We start from the raw sequence: 22,315 nt of genomic DNA on the forward strand, positions 1-22,315 counted from the left end.
CCCACCCCGCCCCCCCCCCCCCCCCCCGCCCCCGCCGCGGGGGGGGGCGCCCCCGGCGCCCCCCCCCCCCCGCGGGCTCTCTCCTCCCCCCCCGCCCCCCCCCCCCCCCCCCACTACATGCTTCGCTTTTCAATTTGAAGTTTGGCAACAACGTTCATGCAATAGGGGAGTGCTACACCGATGTCGTTCCGCTTTTCACGTCTGCTGCCAGCGCTGCTGTTGGCAACACTCATCAGCCTGTCGCCGGCCCATGCCCAGAACAGCTACTACTTCCCCACCGCGCAGCAGTTCGATGCGAAGGTGCCTTCACCGCAGCAGTTCCTCGGCTACGAAATCGGCAGTCGTTACACCCGGCATGATCAGCTGGTGGCCTACTTCAACGAACTGGCGCGGGTCTCGGACAAGGTCAAGGTCGAAGTCATCGGTCAAAGTTACGAGCAGCGCCCGCTGCTGCTGGTGACCATCACTTCGGCACGCAACCACGCGCGCAGTGCCGAGATCGCCGCACAACGGCAGGCGCTGATCGATCCCGCACAGCCCTTGCCCGGCGCCGATGCACCGGCAGTGGCCTGGCTGGGTTACAGCGTGCACGGCAATGAAACCTCCAGCGGTGAGGCTGCGATGCTCACCGCTTACTACATGGCCGCCAACCAGGATGCGGAAACCGCGCGCTGGCTGGATCAGGCTGTTGTGGTGATCGATCCTGCACAGAACCCGGATGGACGCGACCGTGCCGCCAACTGGCATAACGCCTGGGGTTCGCGTCCAGCGTCGGCGGATCCGGCCGACAAGGAGCACGTCGAGCCGTTCCCGAGTGGTCGGGTCAATCACTACTTCACCGATCTCAACCGCGATTGGCTGGCGTTGGCGCAGACCGACAGCTGGCCGAAGGTCGCGCAGTTCCATCGCTGGTATCCGAATATCCAGATCGACTTCCATGAGATGGGGAAGGACAGCACGTATTACTTCGAGCCGTCACCAAAGAGCATGGAAAGCCCGCTGCTGCCGAAGTCTTCGTACGAGGCGAACAAGTGGCTGGCACGTTTCCATGCCAAGGCCCTGGATGATCTTGGCTCGCTGTACTACACCGGCGAGAACTTCGACAACTTCTCGCCGATCTATGGTTCGACCTATCCGGATTTCCACGGTGCGGTCGGTGTGACAGTGGAGCAGGCAAGTTCGCGCGGCCTGGTACAGGAATCGGTGAATGGCCCGCTGCATTTCGACTTCACCGTCCGCAACCAGGTAGCTACCGGCCTGGCCAGCGTGCGTGGCGTGGTGGAAGACCGTGATCGCCTGTTCGCGCTGCAGAAGGAGTTTTTCCGCAGCGCCTTGAAGCAGGCGGCAGCCTATCCGGTGCACGACTGGGTGTTTGGTGATGCCGCTGATGCCACGCTGACCCGCAAGCTGCTGGCGGTGCTTTTGCAGCACCGCATCGAGGTGCATGCGCTGGCGCGCGATGTGGACGTGGATGGCAAGCGCTTCCAGACCGGTTCGGCCTACGTGGTGCCGGCGCGGCAGCCGCAGTTCCGCCTCGCCCATTCGATCTTCGAGTTCACGCCGGCGGTGAAGGGCGATGTGTTCTACAGCGGCACCTCGTATGCAGTGGCTCCGGCGTATGGACTGCGCTATGCAGGTAGTCGTGGTGCCTTGCCGAGCGGTGCGGCGGTGGATGCGGTACCGACGGCACAGGGCGGTATCAGCGGAGGCCCTGCGGGTTTTGCCTATGTGGCCGATGCACGTGACTTTGGCAGCTTCCGCCTGCTGGGCGGGCTGCTGCGCGACAACGTGCGTGTGCGCACCGCGCACCAGCCGTTCACTGCGGCTACGGCGAACGGCGATGTGGCGTTCGGTCATGGTGCGGTGGTGATTCCAGTTGCGGGCCAGGCCGTGGACGCCGAATCGTTGCAGGCCAAGGTGCTGGCACGTGCGCAGGAAGCCGGTGTCACGGTTTACGCCTTGGCCAGTGGTCGCGCTGCCAGCGGTATCGACCTGGGCAGCGACAATGTGCGCGTGCTGCGCACGCCAAGCATTGCCCTGGTGATGGGCGAGGGTGTGTCCGCCACCGAGATTGGTTCGACCTGGTTCTCGCTGGATGCTTCGCTGGGCTTGCCGTCGACCAAGCTTGATCCTGTGCAGCTGGCCAGCGTTGATCTGGCGCGCTACACCTCGATCGTGCTGTCCGGCGGTACCTACGCAAACGTCAGTGATGCCGGTGTGGCTGCGCTCAAGCGTTGGATTGCCGCCGGTGGTTCGCTGGTGGTGTATGGCAGCGGCGCGCGCTGGGCGATCGACAAAGGTCTTGCCGAAGCCAAGCTTCGCGAAGGCGACAAGAAGGATGAGGCGGAGCGGTTGGATTTCGGCACGGTGCGTGATGTGTTCGCGCTGGGCCGGGTCAGCGGCAACATCCTGAGCGCTGATATCGACCCGACTCATCCGCTGGGTTTTGGTGTGCAGCAGCGGCGCATCTGGGTCAACAAGGAAGGCGGGTTGGTGTTCGAGCCGGTGAAGAACGCCTTCCTCAACGTGGTGAACATCGACCCCGAGCCGGTGGTGAATGGCTATCTGTCCGATGCGAATCGTGCGCGGGTGTCGGGTTCGAGCTATCTGCAGGTGGTGCCGACCGGGAGTGGCAACGTGGTGTTGTTTGCCGACGATCCGGCGCATCGCAAGTATTGGCATGGTACCGAGCGTTTGCTGCTCAATGCCTTGCTGCAGGCGAACCACCTGAGCACGCCGCGCCAGCGCGGGGAGTAACAAAGCCCCTGAGACCTGGGCCCCTCTCCCGCATGCGGGAGAGGGGTTGGGGTGAGGGGGGCGGTGCGCAGCACCGTGCTGTTTTGCTTTTCTCGGCCATGCAGCGGTTGTCGCAAAAGCCCAAAGCCGCCCTCATCCGCCCCTGCGGGGCACCTTCTCCCGTAAACGGGAGAAGGGATAGAGCAAAGCTCGAAGCCCAAGCTCGAAGCCAAAGCTCAGAGCCAAAGCTCAGAGCCAAAGCCCAAAGCAAAAACACAATGCGAAGGCTCAAAGCGAAGGCTCAATGCCAACGCGCTTGGCCACCGCTGGTTGAGGCGTGCACGGTGTCTGATCCTCGACGTGGCAATGACGGGCCTTCCCTTCTCCCGCCTGCGGGAGAAGGTGCTCCGCAGGAGCGGATGAGGGGAGCTTTTGATCCCGCTACGGCCGTTGTACGAGGTCAACGTAAAAAGTTTGGTACTCAACAACCAAAAACCAGAAAGGCCGACGCAATGCGTCGGCCTTTCTTTGCAACTCATCTCATCCCAACAAGACGTTGGAATCAGGCGCTGGTACGGCTCTGGCCACGGCCACCACCACCGCCACGACGCTGACCACCACCCGGGTGTGCATCACGACGCTGCTGGCCATTGCCGGCGTTGCGCTGGCCGCCCGGCTTCTGCGGCTGGCCGCCACGGCCGCCGCGCGGTGCATCGCCGGTCGGGCGGCGTGCGGCATGGCCGCCGTTGCCGCGACGCGGTGCCTTGTGGCCGCCCGGATGCTCCGCCTTGCCCGGTGCGCTGTTGCCCCAACGAATCGGGGTGTGCGGCTCAAAGCCCGGCACGTCACGGATGTCCATGTCGCGGTCGAGCAGACGCACGATCTGGCGCAGCAGCTTGGCTTCGTCCTGGGCAACCAGCGAGACAGCCTCACCGGTCGAACCGTTACGGCCAGTACGGCCGATACGGTGCACGTAGTCTTCCGGCACCATCGGCAGGTCGTAGTTGATGACCTTCGGCAGCTCGTTGATGTCGATGCCGCGGGCAGCGATATCGGTGGCCACCAGCACGGTCACGCGTCCGGCCTTGAAGTCAGCCAGTGCGCGCAGGCGCTGGCCCTGGCTCTTGTTGCCGTGGATCGCCGCGGTCTTGATGCCGGACTTCTCCAGGAAGTCGGCCAGCTTGTCGCAACCATGCTTGGTGCGGCCGAACACCAGCGTCTGCACGCGGGAGTCCTTGGCCAGCAGGTGCAACAGCAGCTCACGCTTGCGCGCGCCGTCTACCGGGTGCACGCGGTGGGTGATGGTCTCGGCGACGGTGTTCTTCGGCGTGACCTGGATCTGCTCCGGGTTGTGCATGAACTCCAACGCCAGCTGCTTGATGCTGTCTTCGAAGGTGGCCGAGAACAGCAGGGTCTGGCGGTTCTGGCGTGGCAGCTTGGCCAGGATGCGCTTGATCGAGGGCAGGAAGCCCATGTCGAGCATGCGGTCGGCTTCGTCCAGCACCAGGATCTCGACGCCGGACAGGTCGACGCTGCGACGCTCCAGGTGGTCGATCAGGCGGCCCGGGCAGGCGACCAGCAGGTCGACGCCACGGCGCAGCATGTCCAGCTGGTTGCCCATGCCGACGCCGCCGTAGATGCAGGCGCTGGGGATGCGCAGGTACTTGCTGTAGCCACGCAGGCTGTCATGCACCTGGGTTGCCAGTTCGCGGGTCGGTGCCAGCACCAGGGCGCGCGGGCGACGCGGGCCATTGCCCACGCTCTGCGGCGAGGTGGCCAGGTGCTGCAGCAGCGGCAGGCCGAACGCGGCGGTCTTGCCGGTACCGGTCTGGGCGCCGGCCAGCAGGTCGCGGCCGTCCAGCGCAAGCGGAATGGCCTGCTGCTGGATCGGGGTCGGGTTTTCGTAGCCCTGCTCGGCGAGCGCGCGCAGCAGGAAGGGCGCAAGGCCCAGGTTTTCAAACGACATGGAGTACTCCGAAACATGAAGAACGCGCGCCCGCAGGGGCTTGCGTTGCTGATCATTGAAGACCAGCTGATCTCGGAGCGTTCCCGTAAACCGCGCTGCAAGATCTGGGATGCAACCAACGCGGTGCGCTGGCTGGAATGCGTGACGATAGGCGTCGGAGTGGGGGCGGGCGGGCGGATGGGCCAGATGGCCGCTGATCCTGCACCGCCGGCGATCCCTGAGGGAAACGGACGGCCGCTGGCAGACCGCGCTAGTCTAAGGGATTGTTTCGGCGGGCACAAAAACGCCCGTTCAGCATTCGCTTGATGAGGCTGGTGGTAGCTGGCTTATTCATTACAATTGAAACTTATTTCTCCGCAGACTGGACACTCCCATGAAGCTTGGTTCCCTGAAGGAAGGCGGCCGCGACGGCACCCTGATCGTGGTTTCGCGCGACCTGACCCGTGCGGTGCGGGCCGCTGGCATTGCCGCCACCCTGCAGCAGGCGCTGGAAGACTGGTCGAATCTGGCGCCGCGGCTGAACGCGCTGTCCGAGCAGCTCAATGCCGGCGCCGTGGAAGGCGAGTTTGCCGTGGACATGCAGGCGCTGGCCGCGCCGCTGCCGCGCGCCTACGAATTCGTCGATGGCAGCGCCTACCTGCCGCACGTGGCGCGGGTGCGCAAGGCGCGCGGTGCCGAAGTGCCGGAAAGCTTCTATACCGATCCGCTGATGTACCAGGCTACCAGCGCCGGCTTCTACGGCCCGCGCGATGCAGTGAAGGTGATCAGCGAGGACTACGGCATCGATCTGGAAGCCGAGATCGTGGTCATCACCGACGACGTGCCGATGGCGGTGACGCCGGAGCAGGCGGCTGGCCACATCCAACTGGTTGGTCTGGTCAATGACGTCAGCCTGCGCAACCTGATCCCGGGCGAACTGGCCAAGGGCTTTGGCTTCCTGCAGTCCAAGCCGCGCTCGGCGCTGAGCCCGGTGTTCGTGACCCCGGACGAACTGGGCGCTGCCTGGCAGGACAGCAAGCTGCACCTGCCGCTGGTCACCCACATCAATGGCAAGTGGTTCGGCGCGCCGGAAGCCGGCGTGGACATGCAGTTCAACTTCGCCCAGCTGGTAGCGCACGCGGCCAAGACCCGCCCACTGACTGCAGGTGCCGTCGTCGGCTCGGGCACCATTGCCAATGAAGACACCGCACTGGGCGCGTCCTGCTTCGCCGAACAGCGCACCGTCGAAACCCTGCGCGATGGCAAGCCGTCGACACCGTTCATGAGTTTTGGTGATGTGGTGCACATTGAGATGCTGGACCGTGACGGTGCCAGCATTTTTGGTGCGATTGAACAGCGCATCGAGCAGGCTCCGCGTCCCTGAAAGACAGTTGGCGCGTTGGCTGTGCTGGTGGTGAAGGAATCCTCACCGCCAGCCGTTATTGTGGTGGCAGGTGATGGGGGAATCTGACATGGAAGCAGGGCTGACGCTCTACAGTTATTGGCGCTCGAGTGCCGCTTATCGCGTGCGTATCGGCTTGAACCTGAAGGGCCTGGAGTACGCACTCACACCGGTACATCTGGTGCGTGATGGCGGCCAGCAGCATGCGCCGGATTACGCCGCATTGAACCCGCAGGAGCTGGTGCCGACGCTGCGTCACGGCGAGCGCGTACTGACCCAGTCGCTGGCCATTCTTGAGTACCTGGACGAGGTTTTTCCCGAGCCTGCCCTGTTGCCGGCCGACGCCGGTGGCCGTGCGCGTGTGCGTGCATTGGCGCAGCAGGTTGCCTGCGACATCCACCCCTTGAACAATCTGCGGGTGATGCAGTTCTTCGATCGCGAATGGAACGTGCCGCAGCCCGAGCGCGACGAGTGGACGCTGCACTGGATGCGCACCGGTTTTGCCGCGCTGGAGACCATGCTGGCAGGTTCGTTCGACATCGGCCGCTATTGCCACGGCGCAGAGCCGGGTCTGGCCGATTGCTGCCTGGTGCCGCAGTTGTACAACGCCCGTCGCTTCCATCTGGACCTGACGCCGTATCCAACCCTGCAGCGGATTGAAGAGGCCTGCCTGGCGCTGCCGGCATTCGACGCAGCGCGCCCGGAAAACCAGATCGACGCGGTCTAAGAGGGCTGGTGGTTGTGGGAGCGGCGCAAGCCGCGAAGCCGGCATTGCATCCGAAGCAGCAGATCACCCAATGCCCGGCGAAGTTGGTGTCCGGATCCATCAGTGGCTTCGCGGCTTACGCCGCTCCCACAAAAGCCACGGCAGTCAGGCTTGGCTCATGGCTGCAGCACAAACAGAAAGCCCCGCAATGCGGGGCTTTCTGTTGCATGAGCCGCCAGCTCAGAACCCGTGCGTGATTGCCGCCGGTGCCGATACCGCGAAATCCGCATACGGATCATGCTCGCCGCTGCCACCTTCGGAGAGGCGGAACTTCAGCGCCAGGCCATCGCGCGAGTCGGCGGCGCGCAGCGCTTCCTCCTGCTCGATGATGCCGTCCTTCACCATCCGGAACAGGCACTGGTCGAAGCTCTGCATGCCTTCTTCCAGCGAGTCTTCCATTGCCTGCTTGATGGTGTGCACCTCGCCACGGCGCAGCAGGTCGCGGATCATCGGCGTGTTGATGAGTACTTCGGTTGCGGGGCGGCGACGGCCGTCCTTGCCCTTGACCAGGCGCTGCGACACCACCGCGCGCAGGTTCAGCGACAAGTTCATCAAGACGTTCTTGTGTGCGCTTTCCGGGAAGAAGTTGAGGATGCGCTCGATCGTCTGGTCGGCGTTGTTGGAGTGCAGCGTGGCCAGGCACAGGTGCCCGGTCTCGGCGAAGGCGATGGCTGCCTCCATGGTCTCGGCGTCAAGGATCTCGCCGATCAGGATCACGTCCGGTGCCTCGCGCATCGCGTTCTTCAGCGCGTTGTGGAAGGCGTGGGTATCCAGGCCGACTTCGCGCTGGTTGACGATGGACTGCTTGTGCTTGTGCAGGAACTCGATCGGGTCCTCGATGGTGAGGATGTGCCCGGTCGAGGTGCTGTTGCGGTGGTCGATCATCGAGGCCAGCGAGGTCGACTTGCCCGAGCCGGTCGAACCGACCACCAGCACCAGCCCGCGCGGGGTCATGATCACGTCCTTCAGCACCTGCGGGAGGTTGAGCTCCTCGATGCTGGGGATGCGGCTCTTGATCGCACGGATGACCATGCCGACTTCACCGCGCTGCTTGAACACGTTGACGCGGAAGCGCCCGGCGTCGGCCAGGGCGATGGCCATGTTCAGTTCCAGGTCGCGCTCGAACTGCGGCACCTGGCCTTCGTCCATCAGCGAGTAGGCGATTTTCTTGACCATCCCCGGCGGCAGGCCGGTATTGCCCAGCGGGTACAACTTGCCTTCAATCTTGATGTAAACCGGCGCTCCGGTGGTCAAAAACATGTCCGAAGCGTTTTTTTCGGTCATCAGCTTCAAGAAATAGCCGATATCCATGCGAAATTTTCCCCAACAAACGGCGGCGTGCCGTTGCAAGCACGCCTCAGGCTTGACCACAATGGCCGTGCTCAGTCACCCAAGCCACGGCTCCCCAATGAAATCTAGCTTCGCACAATTAAGAGGATTCCTGTGTGCTACCGCCTGCACATTCGTGCTATGCGGCAGTGCTTTCGCGCAGGATCCGGGCGCAATGGAATTGCTTGCTGCACAACAGGCCGTCGAGAAGGCCGACCGTGCCGACGCCGATCAGTACGCGCCGGACACGATGGCGATGGCCCGCCAGCAGCTCGGCCAGGCCCAGCAGGCAGCTGGCGACCGACGGCAGCGCAAGCAGGCGCCGATCCTGGCGCTGCGCGCAGCAGCCGACGCCGATCTGGCACGTGCGCAAAGCGAGGAAGCCGTTGCACAGGCCCAGCTGGCCCAGCGCAAGGCCGAGGTTGCACAGCTGCAACGCCAGTTGGCGACAGGGGAGGGACGTTGATGCGGATCAGGAATCTGGTGGTTGTCGGCCTGTTGGCCATGCCCTTGCTGGCGCTGGCGGCGGAAGACCCGGCGGTGGCGACCTTGAACCAGCGTCTGCTGGTGCTGCAGTCCGACATGGCCACGGCCGACGTGGCCTCGTTCGAGAAGCTGCAGGCACAGCAAGCCATCGCGGCGCTGGCCAAGGCCAAGCGCAAGGAGCTGGATGACGCCCGTTACCTGGCCGAGCGCCGTGTCGCGATTGCCGAGGCGGCCAGCCGCGCGGCGTTGGCGCGCCGTGAGGCCGACGAACTGGAGCGCACCCGCAGCGAGTTGCTGATCGAGGCCAGCCGCCGCGATGCTGCCCGTGCCCGTCAGGAAGCCGAACAGCTGCGGGTACAGACCCAGATCCAGGCCGAGGAGGCCGAGCGCCTGCGCCTGGCGGCCGAAGCCGAGACCTTGGCCCGGCAGGACGCGGAGACTGCGTTGACCAGCGTCGCCGGTCGCCAGCAGGCGCGTTTGAGCACGGCCCAGCAGAATGCGGCCAAGCTGGCCCGCGAGGAAGCCGAACTGGTGTCCGGGCAGAAGCTGCCGGCCTCCAAGTTCGACGGCCGTGGCGAGATCTACACCTTCTGCGGCGATGCGTGCGCGGCTGGCCAGGCGGCGCTGTCCGCCGCTGCCGGCAACCAGGCCAAGGCGCTGGCCGAGTACCTGAACATCGGCAAGAAGGGCCGGGTCACCATCGAAGCCTATGACAGCGCCAATGGCGTTGGTCAGCGGCGTGCGCAGGCGCTCAAGGACGCGCTGGTGGCAGGCGGCGTGGCGGCCAACCGCATCCAGGTGACGGGCAAGAAAGCAGCCTCTACCCGGGCACGTTCAGCGGAAGTCATTATCGCGCCGTGACAAACCTAAATGGCTGAACTTGTTAGGTTTTTGTCATTCGCGTGAGACTGAATGCGGATCGGTTTGAATATTCAGTAAGCGTTTCCGCATAGCCCTTGCCGGAACCTTTTTGCAGGCGTAGGGTCAATTGTCCGGGCGGCACTTTCGTCGTCCGGACAACGGAGGGCCGAGCCGGTGCAAGCGTGGCGCGAACCAGTAACCGATAGCTCCTGGCAGGTTGGCCGGAGGATGGTTGGTGGTGCCACGGTGAGCGGCTTGGCTTTCCAATCCAGCAACGCCCCGTGCCGCCAGGCCGGGGCGTTCTTGTTTCTGCATGAAGGAGGTAGTCATGTTCGAAGGGCAGCCGCAGAGTGAAATCGACGCATTGGCCAAGGCCAACCCGGAGTTCAAGCAGCTCTACCAACAGCACAAGAAGCTGAACAAGAAATGCATGGACGCGGAGCTGGGTGTGCTCCCGATTGATGGGGCAACCCTGGGACAGATGAAACGGGAAAAACTGCTGGCCAAGCAGAAGCTCCTGCGGATTTACGAAAACAGCATCAACTGAACCTTCCCCACGCTGGACCGTTTATGTCGCGGACCGTGGCGGCCTCCTCGTCGGCCGTCATTGTCCGCGTCACTTGGCAGTGTTGGCCTGCTGCCTGAAGGTGGGGTTACCTGACTTTCGCGCACAACCAACGGATAATCATCGGTCCGGCCGCAGTGCGGCGCGATCTGAAGTCAACCGATGCCCATCCATTCCTCCATCCTCGAACTCATTGGCAATACGCCCATCATCAAGGCCCAGCGCCTGGATGCCGGCGTCTGCGAGCTGTACCTCAAGATGGAGAGTGCCAACCCGGGTGGGTCGATCAAGGACCGTATCGGCCTGTCGATGATCGAGGCCGCCGAGAAGCGTGGCGATCTCAAGCCCGGCGCTACGCTGGTGGAAGGCACCGCCGGCAATACCGGCCTGGGCCTGGCGCTGGTGGCGCAACAGAAGGGCTACAAGCTGATCCTCGTGGTTCCGGACAAGATGAGCCGGGAGAAGATCTTCAACCTGAAGGCCATGGGCGCCGAAGTGGTGCTGACCCGTTCGGACGTGGCCAAGGGCCACCCGGAGTACTACCAGGATCTGGCCAAGACCGTCGCGGACCGTACCCCGGGCGCCTACTTCATCAACCAGTTCGGCAATCCGGACAACCCGGCCGCGCACGAGTTCGGCACCGGCCCGGAGATCATCGAGCAGATGGGCGGTGATCTGGACGCCATCGTGTTCGGCTGTGGCAGCTCCGGCACCATGACCGGCCTGTCGCGCGCCTTCGCCAAGCTTTCGCCCAAGACCGAGCTGGTGCTGGCGGATCCGGTTGGCTCGATCCTGGCCGAGTACATCAACGACGGCACGCTGAACGAAAAGTCCGGCAGCTGGCTGGTCGAGGGCATCGGTGAGGATTTCCTGCCCGATATCGCCGATTTCAGCCGGGTCAAGAAGGCTTACGCCATCAGCGATGCCGAGAGCTTCCACACCGCGCGTGAACTGCTGGGCAAGGAGGGCATCCTCGGTGGCTCGTCCACCGGCACCCTGCTGGCCGCCGCGCTGAAGTATTGCCGCGAGCAGACCACGCCGAAGAAGGTGCTGGTGCTGGTGCCGGATACCGGCAACAAGTACCTGTCCAAGATGTACAACGACTACTGGATGCTGGACAACGGCTTCCTCGAGCGCCCGCAGTTCGGCGACCTGCGCGACCTGATCCTGCGCCCGTACAGCCAGCGCGACACTGTCGTGGTGGGCCCGAAGGACCTGCTGACCACCGCCTACCAGCGCATGAAGCTGTACGACGTGTCGCAGTTGCCGGTGATGGATGGCAGCCAGCTGGTCGGCATCATCGACGAAAGCGACGTGCTGCTGCACGTATATGGCGATGAAGCCCGTTTCCGTGACCCGGTGTCGGTGGCCATGGTCAGCAAACTGGACCGCTTGGACGTCAAATCGCCGATCGAAGCCCTGCTGCCGGTGTTTGACCGCGGCCAGGTAGCCATCATCACCGATGGTGACGCATTTCTCGGTTTGATCACCCGTATCGATCTGCTGAACTACCTGCGTCGCAGGGTTCAGTAAGGCTCGCAGGTCCCCCTCGAAAGAGGGGGCAACGGTAGATTCAGACACGACTGATAGAATTTCGCCCCTTTAGCTGGAAGCCCTTATGACGGATCAGCATTCACGCAGCCAGGACGGCGAGCGCAGCCTGTCGCTTGCCACCTTGGCCATCCACGGCGGGCAATCGCCTGACCCCAGCACCGGCGCGGTCATGCCGCCGATCTATGCGACCTCGACCTATGCCCAGTCCAGTCCGGGCGAGCATCAGGGCTTCGAGTACTCGCGCACGCACAACCCGACCCGCTTCGCTTACGAGCGCTGCGTGGCCTCGCTGGAAGGCGGCACGCGTGGTTTTGCCTTCGCTTCGGGCATGGCCGCCAGCTCCACTGTCATCGAGCTGCTGGATGCCGGCAGCCACGTGGTGGCGATGGATGACATCTACGGCGGCAGCTTCCGCCTGTTTGAGCGTGTGCGTCGCCGCACCGCCGGGCTGGATTTCAGCTTCGTCGACCTGACCGACCCGGCCGCGTTCGAAGCCGCGATCACGCCCAAGACCAGGATGGTATGGATCGAGACCCCGACCAACCCGATGCTGAAGATCGTGGACATCGCCGCGGTCGCCGCCATCGCCAAGCGTCATGGCCTGATCGTGGTGGTGGACAACACCTTCGCCTCGCCGATGCTGCAGCGCCCGCTGGAGCTGGGTGCGGACCTGGTGCTGCATTCGGCCACCAAGTACCTCAATGGCCACTCCGACATGGTCGGCGGCATGGTGGTGGTCGGTGACAACGCCGAACTCGCCGAGCAGATGGCCTTCCTGCAGAACTCCATCGGTGGCGTGCAGGGCCCGTTCGACAGCTTCCTCGCCCTGCGTGGTCTGAAGACCCTGCCGCTGCGCATGAAGGCGCATTGCGCCAACGCGATGGAGCTGGCCAAGTGGCTGGAAACCCATCCAGCAGTGGAAAAGGTGATCTACCCGGGTCTGGCTTCGCACCCGCAGCATGAACTGGCGGGCAAGCAGATGGCCGGCTACGGCGGCATCGTCTCGATCGTGCTCAAGGGCGGCTTCGAGGCAGCCAAGCGTTTCTGCGAGCGCACCGAGCTGTTCACGCTGGCCGAGTCGCTCGGCGGCGTGGAAAGCCTGGTGAATCATCCTGCAGTGATGACCCACGCCTCGATTCCGGTGGCGCGTCGCGACCAGCTGGGCATCAGTGATGCGTTGGTTCGTTTGAGTGTGGGTGTTGAGGACATTGAGGATTTGCGGGCGGATCTGGGCTGGGCGTTGAAATGACTGATCTCGCGCAGACGAATGCGACAGGACTGAGGCCTTATGCGTCAGCGCAGCGTCGTCCGATGGCGGGATTCCTGCGCTCGCCCATCGAGCACCGGCAACTCATCTATCGCCTCATCCAGCGCGAGATTGTTGGGCGCTACCGAGGTTCATTTGCTGGTCTGGCTTGGTCATTCATCACGCCGTTGCTGATGTTGGTCCTGTACACCTTCGTTTTTTCGATTGTGTTCAAAGCCAAGTGGAAAGGCTTTGATACCAGTGCTGGTTTTGCTCTGGTTCTGTTCTCTGGATTGATCGTCCATGGCGTAGTGGCTGAATGTATCAATCGATCGCCTACTCTGGTTACCGGGAACGCGAACTACGTGAAGAAGGTCGTGTTTCCGCTGGAGGTTTATGCCTGGGTTACGCTGGGCTCGGCAATGTTTCATGCTTCCGTCAGTTGGTTGGTATTGACTATCGCTCAGCTATGTATGGGCGTAACACTGCCATGGACAGCAATTCTCTTTCCGGTGGTTATGTTGCCTTTGCTCCTTGGCTGTTTGGGAATATCTTGGTTTCTGGCGGCCATCGGGGTCTATTTTCGCGATGTTGTACAGATCACGGGTACTCTGGCAACGTTGCTGATGTTTCTGTCGCCGGTTTTCTACTCACTTGATTCAATTCCCGAACGCTATAGGCCCTTCATCGAAGCTAATCCGCTTACCAGCGTCCTCGAGGCGTCGCGTAACGTCCTGATGTTCGGGAAGATTCCATCATTTACCTATTTTGGGGTGAGTCTATTGATAGGGTTGGTGATTGCGATGGCGGGTTTTGCATTCTTCCAGAAGACGAGAGAAGGTTTCGCCGATGTCATCTGATCCGGTGGTATTCAAGGTCGACGGCGTTTCCAAGCACTATCAGGTCTATGGCTCCCCCCAGGACCGATTGAAGGAGGTCCTGTTCTCGCGCGCTGCCCGCGCAGTAGGTGGCGAGGGGAGGTCATACGGGCGCCGGTTTAGTGCTCTCAAGGATGTTTCTTTCGAAGTTCGCAAGGGTGAAACAGTCGGAATCATTGGTCGCAATGGTTCAGGCAAGTCGACCCTTTTGCAGCTGCTGAGCGGGACGCTGTCTCCATCTTCAGGTCAAATCTTGGTCGACGGTCGTGTGGCGCCGCTGCTGGAGCTCGGGGCTGGTTTCAATCCGGATTTTACCGGGCGAGAGAACGTCTTTTTTAACGGGGCGTTGCTCGGCTTGTCGGAAGAGCAGCTGCAAGGCAAATATGACTCCATTGTAGAGTTTGCCGATATCGGTGATTTCATCAATCAGCCGGTCAAGACCTACTCAAGCGGTATGTTCGTCCGGTTGGCGTTCGCGGTGATCGCACACGTTGACGCAGACATCCTGGTGATTGATGAGGCGCTAAGCGTTGGCGATGCGTTCTTTGTGCAGAAGTGCATGCGCTTTTTGCGCAACTTTATGCAGGACGGGACAGTTGTGTTCGTGTCGCATGACACGGCTGCAGTGATCAATCTGTGTGATCGAGTGGTCTGGCTGGCGAATGGGGAGGTAGTTGCTGATGGATCACCCAAGGAAGTAACCGCCAAATATCTGGAAGATCTTTATTCCGTTGAGATGGGCAGTGCAGCTCCCGTTCCCGAGCCAAAGCCGTTGGAGCCAGTCGCCGAATCCACGCCGCCAACAATCGTTATGGAGATGCTGTCTCCTGACCATGCGGGTATGGCGCCAAGGGACTTTCGCCAGGATCTGATCAATGCGAGCACGCTTCGTCACGAGATCCGGGTGTTTGAGTTCGACGCGGATAGATCCTTTGGATTGGGCGGGGCTCAGGTTGAATCGGCTGCATTCGTTGATCTGGATGGGAACCCACTGTCGTGGGTGATTGGTGGTGAGCCTGTTCGGTTGCAGATCCGCTGTCGGGCAAGGCAGGAGTTGACTTCGCCGATTATCGGGTTTGAGGTCTACGATCGGCTGGGGCAGACATTGTTCGCGGACAATACTTTCGTGGCCTCGGTTAAAGCACCGCCTGTAGTGAACGCTGGGGAACTATTGACGGCGACTTTTGATTTTCGAATGCCGGTCCTGCGCGAAGGTGACTACACAATGAGCGCGGCGGTCGCTGATGGCAATCAGGAAAAACATGTGCAGCATCACTGGGTCCACGATGCGCTCGCCTTTCACGTGCATTCGCGTGGACTATGCCTCGGCATTTTCGGAGCTCCGATGCAACGGGTGTGTTTGACAGTCGAGCGCGAGAAAATTGCTTCGAGTTGATGGTTTGGTTTTAGTGGCAATTACGTAATGAGGTGGCCAGTGGAAAATCAAATTGAGGAAGGCAAAGAGGACCTGGCATTTACCGGCGAACGGTTCATGCCTGAGGTTACCGGGCAGATCGCATTCGAACATCTGCATCGCTACCATTTCGCTGCGACGTTCTGTGCAGGCAAGCAGGTGTTGGATGTGGCCTGTGGCGAAGGCTATGGGAGCCATATTCTATCCAAAGGTGCTGCTTCTGTAGTCGGAATAGACATTTCCGCCGAGGCTGTGGCGCACGCCGCCAGCAGCTATGGCTCCGAGCAGGCGCGGTTCATTGAGGCGTCTGCTGCAAGCCTTCCTCTAGAAGATGACTCCGTGGATGTAGTGGTTAGTTTTGAGACTATCGAGCACCACGACCAACATGAGGAAATGCTGTCGGAGATCCGGCGAGTGCTGCGTCCAGGTGGGCTGCTCGTCATGTCCAGTCCAAACAAGCAGCATTACTCCATCGACCCTGGCTATGTTAATCCTTATCACGTCAAGGAACTCTTCCGGCACGAGTTGATCGAGCTGGTTAGTCGTTATTTCGAGCAGAAATACGTGTACTCGCAGCGAGTCGTGTATGGATCCTTGCTTATCGCAGAGGGGGTGGTCGGGTTCGACTCGATCGCCGGTACTGGGCTGGATTCGAGTGAATGGGCCAATGGTCTTAGTCGGCCTTTGTACGATCTGGTTGTGGCCAGCGATGATGTGCTTCCGGAGCAAAAATCTACCTTTTTCGAATTGAAGGTCCATGGTCTTGATGCAGCTGCTTTCTACGGGGTTCATCTGCCCGAGCGAGTGCAGGCAACCGATCTGAAGCTGCTTCGATTGGAGGCAGAGATGGGGCGCTTGAGGGAAAATGGGGCGGACCGTCAATATGATCAGATAGTTGCTCAACTGCGCGCTCAGCTCGAGAGCTTGAATGCATATGCTCAGCAGTTGGAAGTAGACAAGGTTGCATTGGCGTCGCACGCGAGCGATGAGATGCATCTTGTCAAAGAGGCGCATGCTGTCGAGGTGGGTCGGTTGCGTGATAGTCGAAATGAAGTGCTTTCCTCTCTGTCAGTACTGGGCTCGTTGGTGGATGACGTGCGGAGGGAGGGGAATAGTGATCGACTTTCCCAGGAGCGCCGGCTGGAGGGTTTGCAGAGTGCGTTCGAGCAGAGTCGCGATTTATTGGCCGAAGTGGCGAGCAACCAATCTTCCGACCTCGGTGAGTTCAAGGCGCAGTTGTTTGAAGTGCGCAACCAGCTTTCTGAGGCCATTGCGACTGAGGAACGAATTCGCTCGCTGGAGCGGATGTTGGCGGAATCGCAGGAGATGGTACTGGACCACATAAAATCTGCAGGCAACCTGCGGGATGAGATTGTTTCGCTGCGATCCGAGTTGACCGCTGCTGCGGGTCTGCGGGGTGAGATGCAGGAAATGGTTCAAAAATTGCAGTTGTCAGCCGCCGAACAGCGGATCATCAGTGATCGTCGCCAAACTGATTTGACCGACGCGCTGGCCCGAAGCGAGCAAGCGCAGCGCCATAGTCAGCAGCTTGAGTTGGCAGCTGCCGAACGGCAGCTGATCAGTGACCGTCGCCAAGTTGATCTGACCGACGCATTGGCGCGGAGCGAGCAGGCCCAGCATGAGAACCAACAGCTTCAGTTGGCAATTGCAGAGCAGCGTCTGATCAGCGAACACCGCGAGCGAGATGTGGAACTGCTTAAAGGTTCGCGGAGTTGGCGTTACACTGCTTGGCTGAGAAAACTATCTGGAAGTGCTAGGAGGCACCTGTAAAACGATGCATCAGGATCAGAAGGTGGGAAGACTGGGGGCAGTTGCGCGCCGCATCTATATGGCGGTACCGGGTTGGCATGCTCGGCTTGCACTGAAGGACTTTCTGTTCCGGAACTGCGGATTTGTTTTCAGTAACACAAATGCCTACCGTCGCTGGAGAACGTTCGGCGCTGGTCAGGAGTTTGCCTTGGTCAGCGATGGTGCGCAGGAGCCTCCCGCCGCAGCTGCACCCATTGTGGCTGAGGGAGTCAAAGTTTCAGCTGTCGCCCGGATCTATGCGGAAGGGTTCGACACTGCGGCGGGAGTGCGTGGGCCGGAGTATGTCGAGTTGTCGGCGACGCTGCAGCCGCCGGCAACCCTTCGTTTTAAGACCATTGCGTTCTATCTTCCGCAGTTTCATCCGTTCGCTGAGAACGATGCGTGGTGGGGGCGAGGATTCACGGAGTGGACAAACGTCAGCAAGGCTGTGCCGCAGTTCCAAGGGCATCGGCAGCCGCATCTGCCCGGAGAGTTGGGCTTCTATGACCTCCGTCTAATCGAAGTCATGCAACGGCAGGCTGAACTGGCAAAGCTGTATGGTGTGCATGGTTTTTGTTTCCACCACTATTGGTTCTCCGGTCATCGCCTTATGGAAAGGCCGGTGGACGAGTTGCTCGCCCATCCAGAAATAGACTTGCCGTTCTGTATCTGTTGGGCGAACGAAAACTGGACTCGGCGATGGGATGGTCACGAAAATGACGTTCTGATCGGTCAGAACTATACTGCTGATAACGACATTGGCTTTATTCGTGATGCGCTGCGTTATTTGTCTGATCCGCGCTATATCCGGATAGATGGCCGTCCGCTGTTGATCATCTATCGGCCCTCGCTACTACCTGATGCGCGCAAGTCGCTCGAAGTGTGGCGAACCTATGCGCGTGAGCAAGGTTTGGGAGAGTTGTTTATTGCAATGGTGCAGTTCGATGTGGACGATCCGCGCACCTACGGTTTTGATGCGGCGCTTGAGTTCCCGCCGCACAAGGTCGCTCGTGGTTTGTCGAGCGTCAACCATACCCTTGATATCGCCAATCCGCGCTACGAAGGCTATGTTGTTGACTACCGGGAAATGGTTGAGCGATCAAAGTCTTGGCCAAACGAGGACTATCCGCTGTTCAAGGGTGTCGCGCCGCGCTGGGATAACGAAGCTCGCAAACCTGGACGTGGTTATACATTCGCCCATTCATCGCCGGCAGAGTATCAGCGCTGGCTTGAGACGGCTGGAGAGTTTGCCCTGGCAAAGCCTGTGGCGGGCGAAAGCGTCGTGTTCATCAATGCCTGGAATGAGTGGGCAGAAGGCGCGCATCTGGAGCCTGACCGCTATTACGGGTATGCATACTTGCAGGCTACTCGCAATGTTACCGCGGGCTCGGGACGGCCACGGATCGCTTTGGTGTCGCATGACGCACATCCCCATGGCGCACAGTACCTGGCTCTGAACATGGCCCGGAAAATGGCCGACGGTCTGGGCTTGGATGTGCATGTCGTACTGTTGGAGGATGGCCGTCTGCAGCCGCAGTTTGCCGAGTGCGCGACTGTGCACCTGGTAGGAGATCGCGATCCTGCCTCGGTTGTAGGGGAACTGCGGCGCCTTGGCATTGGTTCTGCCCTCGTTAATACCGCCGTTAGTGGGCGCATAGCACAGGCGTTGAGCGACGCGGGAATTACCGTTGTCTCTTTGATTCATGAGATGCCGGGGGTTATTGAGAGCTATGGGCTTCAAGCGGCGCTTGCCGATATCTCGCGTGTCGCCAGCCATATTGTGGTGGCTTCGGACGCAGTTGGTAGCGGCCTGCAGGAATTCCTCGACGAGGCGGGGCGGTCCAAAGTGAGCAAGCTGCCGCAAGGGCTGTTTGCTCCCAATCGGTATAGAGGGCGCCGCGACCGCGGTGCCGCGAGATCGGCTTTGCGGCAGCGGCTCGGCCTCAAATCAACTGACAGCATAGTGCTGTCGGTGGGCTACGCGGATGCTCGCAAGGGGGTGGACCTGCTGGCGGAGGCCTTCGTAGGCGCGTTCGCCAAGCGCCCGGATGTGCATGTTGTGTGGGTGGGCCATCGAGAAGAGCTAGCGTGTGAAGCCGTAGAGAGAATTCTACGGCGGAGCGGCGTGTCGGGGCGGTTCCATTTTGTCGGTCTTGATTTTGATACCGATGACTATTACGCCGGCTCGGATGTCTACGCGTTGGCCTCGAGGGAGGATCCGTTCCCGTCGGTGGTGTTGGAGGCATTGTCAGTTGAACTGCCGGTTGTTGCTTTCGCTGGCAGTGGTGGTGGTGCCGACCTGGTGGCGGAACATTGTGCAGGATTGGTCGTGCCCACTGCTGACGTGCGAGAGTTCGGTGCCGCTTTGGCGCAGCTCATCGACGATGATACGTTGCGCCGTACCGCCGGGAGTGCCGGGCGTCGATTGGTGAGTGCGGACTTTTCGTTCCGGAGCTACCTGATCGATCTGCTGGCGCTGGCCAAGTTCCGCATCCCGCGCGTCTCCGTGGTAGTGCCGAACTATAACTATGCGCATTACCTTGAGGAGCGTTTGGCTTCGATCTACGGGCAGGATTTTCCACTGTATGAAGTTATCGTCCTAGACGATGCCTCCAGCGACGGGAGCTTGGAGGAGCTTGAGCGGTTGTGGCCGAAGTTGGATCCGGAACCGCGCTTGGATGCGTCCAAGGAGAATAGTGGTTCGGTATTCCGGCAGTGGATGAAGGGCGTCACTCTTGCGCGCGGCGAGTATGTCTGGATTGCCGAGGCGGACGACCTTTCCAAGCCAGCATTCCTCCGCTCGTTGGTCGCGCTGTTGGAAGCCAATCCGCGCTCTGTGCTTGCCTACTCGCAGTCCGAGCAGATTGATGAATTCGGCGAAGTGATGGCGGGTGATTATCTTGAGTACACCAACGATCTCTCGTTTGATCGTTGGAGAAGTGGCTACTCCGCTATGGGTATGGAGGAGGTTGAAGCGGGCTTGGCGGTCAAGAACACGTTGCCGAATGTCAGCGCTGTGCTGTTCCGTCGGGAGCCGCTGTTGAAGGTGATGCAGGCCCACCTGGAGGAAATCACCAAGTATCGTATTGCGGGAGACTGGCTGGTCTACCTGCTGCTGTTGCGCGAGGGTGGGTTGAGCTTCAATGCCACGGCGCACAATCAGCACCGTCGTCATGGGAGCAGCGTGACGCTGGGAGCCAAGGCACAGGGGCACTTGGACGAGATTCGTAGTCTGCATGCGCATGCGCAACGGCTTTTCCCGTTGAGCTCAGCGACGCGAGCTGCGGCAGCGGCCTATGAGGACAAGGTGCGGACGCACTTCGGTCTGCGATCTGTGCCGACTGAGGTCAACTGATGCCATGAAAGTACTGGTGATAGGCGGTAACGGCTTCATCGGCTCCCGGTTGGTACAGGCGTTGCAAGGTCGCGGCGATGAGGTGACTGTGCTCGACCGTTCCATGCCTCGCGATGATCTTCGCCTATTGCAGGTCCAGTACCTGCAGGCCCGCTTTGATGATGAAGTCGTGTTGGATGAGGCCTTGCAGGGCGTAGACCAGGTGTTTCATCTGGCCAGCTGCAGTGTTCCGAGTACTGCTGATGCGGACCCGGTTGGGGACGTGGAAGGGAATCTGCTCGGGACCCTTTCCATGTTGAAACGCATGAAGGCAAATGGGGTCCGCAGGATCTGCTATTTCTCTTCTGGCGGTACGGTATATGGCAACCCCACAGCCTTGCCGGTCCCTGAGGAGCACCCTCTTGAGCCAATTTCGTCATACGGCATTGTCAAAGTTGCGATTGAGCGTTATTTGCAGATGTTCCATCGGCAGGGGTGGTTGGACCCGGTGGTAATGCGCCCTTCCAATCCATATGGGCCGGGTCAATCCACCAGCGGTACTCAGGGGGCGGTGGCGGTCTTTCTGGGACGGGCACTAGCCGACCAGGACGTGCAGATATGGGGGGATGGGGGCGCTATCCGCGATTATGTCTTTATCGATGACCTGATCGATCTCACATTGCTTGCCGCAGACTCTGGTCAAAATGGCGCGTTCAATGCAGCGTCCGGAATCGGGGTTAGCCTGAACGAACTTTGTGCAATGATCCGTAGCTGCACCGGTTCGCCCCTTGTTGTTGAATACAAGGCCGGTCGTTCATTCGATGTGCGGGCAATCGTTCTTGATGTTGATCGCGCAAGGCGGGAACTGAATTGGGTTCCCCGGGTTACGCTGGAGGAGGGGATCCGGCGGACTTGGCAAGTCTTGCAGCCATCTGGCAGGGCGGTGATGTAGTGAAAGAATGCCTCCCTTGGCTGATGTCTAATGACAGGGCCCCGCGTTGGTGGTGCCGTGTCCGCTGATGCCAAGGTCTTGGTAGCATTCCAGCATGTGGAAATATCTATCGCGAACGGCGCGACTTCCTTATGCTATTGAGGGCCGGCAGCACCGTTTTGGAGATTTTATCGACAAGCGCTGTTGCGCGGGCCGACTATGGCATTCATCCGTGCCTGCAAGTGGCGGATGCGGCGTTGGTGTTGTGTGGTTGCAATCTTGGCGATGCGGCTGAATGCCGTGACGCGGACAAACGTATCAACGAAAGAAATGGGTCTGAAGGCGTGAGTCCCGCTGATGCGACGGCTGACTCAGTTGAAAGCCCCTTTTATACATCTATCCCCTAACCGTATTGACCTTTCGAGAAGGATTCCATGAAGAACACCACCTCCCACGCCCGAGTCATGCTTGGCACGCTGGCCGTCGCTGTAGTGCTTGCCGCGTGCGGCAAGGCCCCGGATGCCGCGCAGCAGGCTGTGCCGGCCACGGCGCCGCAGGAGCCAGCACCGGCCGTCGCAGTGGTTGTAGCTACTCCGGTTGAGCTCACCGAAGCGCAGCGTCAGGTACCACGCACTGCGTTCAACAACTGCAATCTGGAAGCCTTGGATGGTAACCAGTTTGGCAATGAGGCTGAGTATCAGGTATCGAACAAGGCCAAAATGGTCCTGGGTGGCTGGCTTGGTGCCAGCAGCAGCAACGGCGTGTCCGCCGAGCCGACTCTTTTGTTGATGCTCAACGAGCGGGTCTGGACGTTGCCGATCTCTTACAACGTTGAGCGTGCTGACGTAGCCACCCATACTGGAAACACTGGTTTGCAACATTCCGGCTTCAATCTGGAAGCTGATGTCTCGTCGTTGCCGGAGGGCGTCTATCGTGCATTGCTTGCTGATGGCTCTGGCAGCTACTGCGATAATGGCCGTCGCCTCAAGTTCTGAGACAAGTGAAGTGTCACCCGTCGGTAGATGATGGGTGACGACAATGCAGAGTAACCGCAGCGGA

At 60.8% G+C, this 22,315-nt stretch carries 17 protein-coding genes; 15 read left to right on the forward strand and 2 right to left on the reverse strand.

Annotated elements, in window-relative coordinates:
• Positions 1-180: 180 nt before the first annotated feature.
• Positions 181-2,757: a M14 family zinc carboxypeptidase gene (locus AC1VWL_RS11150; RefSeq protein ID WP_482986723.1), complete on the forward strand. Its 2,577-nt coding sequence runs from the start codon at positions 181-183 to the stop codon at positions 2,755-2,757.
• A gap of 541 nt (positions 2,758-3,298) precedes the next feature.
• Here the strand turns inward: AC1VWL_RS11150 and AC1VWL_RS11155 are convergent.
• Entirely contained in the window at positions 3,299-4,702 is a 1,404-nt protein-coding gene (locus tag AC1VWL_RS11155) for a DEAD/DEAH box helicase (RefSeq protein ID WP_481615708.1), read from the reverse strand.
• A 15-nt stretch (positions 4,703-4,717) separates the two neighbouring features.
• Between AC1VWL_RS11155 and AC1VWL_RS11160 the strand changes: the two genes are divergently transcribed.
• From AC1VWL_RS11160 to maiA, 3 genes are all read left to right on the forward strand, one after another.
• Positions 4,718-5,008, forward strand: a complete 291-nt coding sequence (locus AC1VWL_RS11160; protein ID WP_482986724.1) for a hypothetical protein — start codon at positions 4,718-4,720, stop codon at positions 5,006-5,008.
• Positions 5,009-5,075: 67 nt separating this feature from the next.
• A complete protein-coding gene (locus AC1VWL_RS11165; RefSeq protein WP_482986725.1) occupies positions 5,076-6,065 on the forward strand; it encodes a fumarylacetoacetate hydrolase family protein in 990 nt (329 codons plus the stop codon).
• Positions 6,066-6,153: 88 nt separating this feature from the next.
• Entirely contained in the window at positions 6,154-6,810 is a 657-nt protein-coding gene (maiA, locus tag AC1VWL_RS11170) for a maleylacetoacetate isomerase (RefSeq protein ID WP_482986726.1), read from the forward strand.
• 219 nt (positions 6,811-7,029) lie between these two features.
• Here the strand turns inward: maiA and AC1VWL_RS11175 are convergent, their stop codons facing one another.
• Positions 7,030-8,160 carry a PilT/PilU family type 4a pilus ATPase gene (locus AC1VWL_RS11175; RefSeq protein WP_282266812.1) on the reverse strand — a complete coding sequence of 377 codons (1,131 nt, stop codon included), beginning with the start codon at positions 8,158-8,160 and terminating at the stop codon, positions 7,030-7,032.
• 97 nt (positions 8,161-8,257) lie between these two features.
• On the opposite strand from AC1VWL_RS11175, the gene AC1VWL_RS11180 reads away from it, so the two are divergent.
• From AC1VWL_RS11180 to AC1VWL_RS11230, 11 genes are all read left to right on the forward strand, one after another.
• A complete protein-coding gene (locus AC1VWL_RS11180; RefSeq protein ID WP_482986727.1) occupies positions 8,258-8,644 on the forward strand; it encodes a DUF4398 domain-containing protein in 387 nt (128 codons plus the stop codon).
• The gene (locus AC1VWL_RS11185; RefSeq protein ID WP_482986728.1) at positions 8,644-9,525 is read left to right on the forward strand and encodes an OmpA family protein; all 882 of its coding nucleotides are present in this window, start codon (positions 8,644-8,646) and stop codon (positions 9,523-9,525) included. Before AC1VWL_RS11180 ends, AC1VWL_RS11185 begins: the two co-directional genes overlap by 1 nt.
• A gap of 328 nt (positions 9,526-9,853) precedes the next feature.
• A complete protein-coding gene (locus AC1VWL_RS11190) occupies positions 9,854-10,072 on the forward strand; it encodes an HP1242/YdcH family protein (RefSeq protein WP_282266820.1) in 219 nt (72 codons plus the stop codon).
• Between the two features lie 180 nt (positions 10,073-10,252).
• Positions 10,253-11,623, forward strand: coding sequence for a pyridoxal-phosphate dependent enzyme (locus AC1VWL_RS11195; RefSeq protein ID WP_282266825.1), 1,371 nt, complete (start codon positions 10,253-10,255; stop codon positions 11,621-11,623).
• A gap of 85 nt (positions 11,624-11,708) precedes the next feature.
• A complete protein-coding gene (locus AC1VWL_RS11200) occupies positions 11,709-12,893 on the forward strand; it encodes a cystathionine gamma-synthase (protein WP_482986729.1) in 1,185 nt (394 codons plus the stop codon).
• Positions 12,890-13,750, forward strand: coding sequence for an ABC transporter permease (locus tag AC1VWL_RS11205; protein ID WP_482986730.1), 861 nt, complete (start codon positions 12,890-12,892; stop codon positions 13,748-13,750). The genes AC1VWL_RS11200 and AC1VWL_RS11205 overlap by 4 nt, the downstream gene beginning before the upstream one ends.
• Positions 13,740-15,164, forward strand: coding sequence for an ABC transporter ATP-binding protein (locus AC1VWL_RS11210; RefSeq protein ID WP_482986731.1), 1,425 nt, complete (start codon positions 13,740-13,742; stop codon positions 15,162-15,164). Before AC1VWL_RS11205 ends, AC1VWL_RS11210 begins: the two co-directional genes overlap by 11 nt.
• A 39-nt stretch (positions 15,165-15,203) precedes the next feature.
• Entirely contained in the window at positions 15,204-16,973 is a 1,770-nt protein-coding gene (locus AC1VWL_RS11215) for a class I SAM-dependent methyltransferase (RefSeq protein WP_482986732.1), read from the forward strand.
• A 4-nt stretch (positions 16,974-16,977) separates the two neighbouring features.
• Entirely contained in the window at positions 16,978-20,346 is a 3,369-nt protein-coding gene (locus tag AC1VWL_RS11220; RefSeq protein WP_482986733.1) for a glycoside hydrolase family 99-like domain-containing protein, read from the forward strand.
• 4 nt (positions 20,347-20,350) lie between these two features.
• The gene (locus AC1VWL_RS11225) at positions 20,351-21,277 is read left to right on the forward strand and encodes an NAD-dependent epimerase/dehydratase family protein (RefSeq protein ID WP_482986734.1); all 927 of its coding nucleotides are present in this window, start codon (positions 20,351-20,353) and stop codon (positions 21,275-21,277) included.
• A 413-nt stretch (positions 21,278-21,690) separates the two neighbouring features.
• Positions 21,691-22,251 (forward strand): hypothetical protein, encoded by a 561-nt coding sequence (locus tag AC1VWL_RS11230; protein ID WP_482986735.1) that lies wholly within the window; start codon positions 21,691-21,693, stop codon positions 22,249-22,251.
• The last annotated feature ends 64 nt before the right edge of the window (positions 22,252-22,315 follow it).

Source organism: Stenotrophomonas sp. STEN063, from assembly GCF_056854515.1.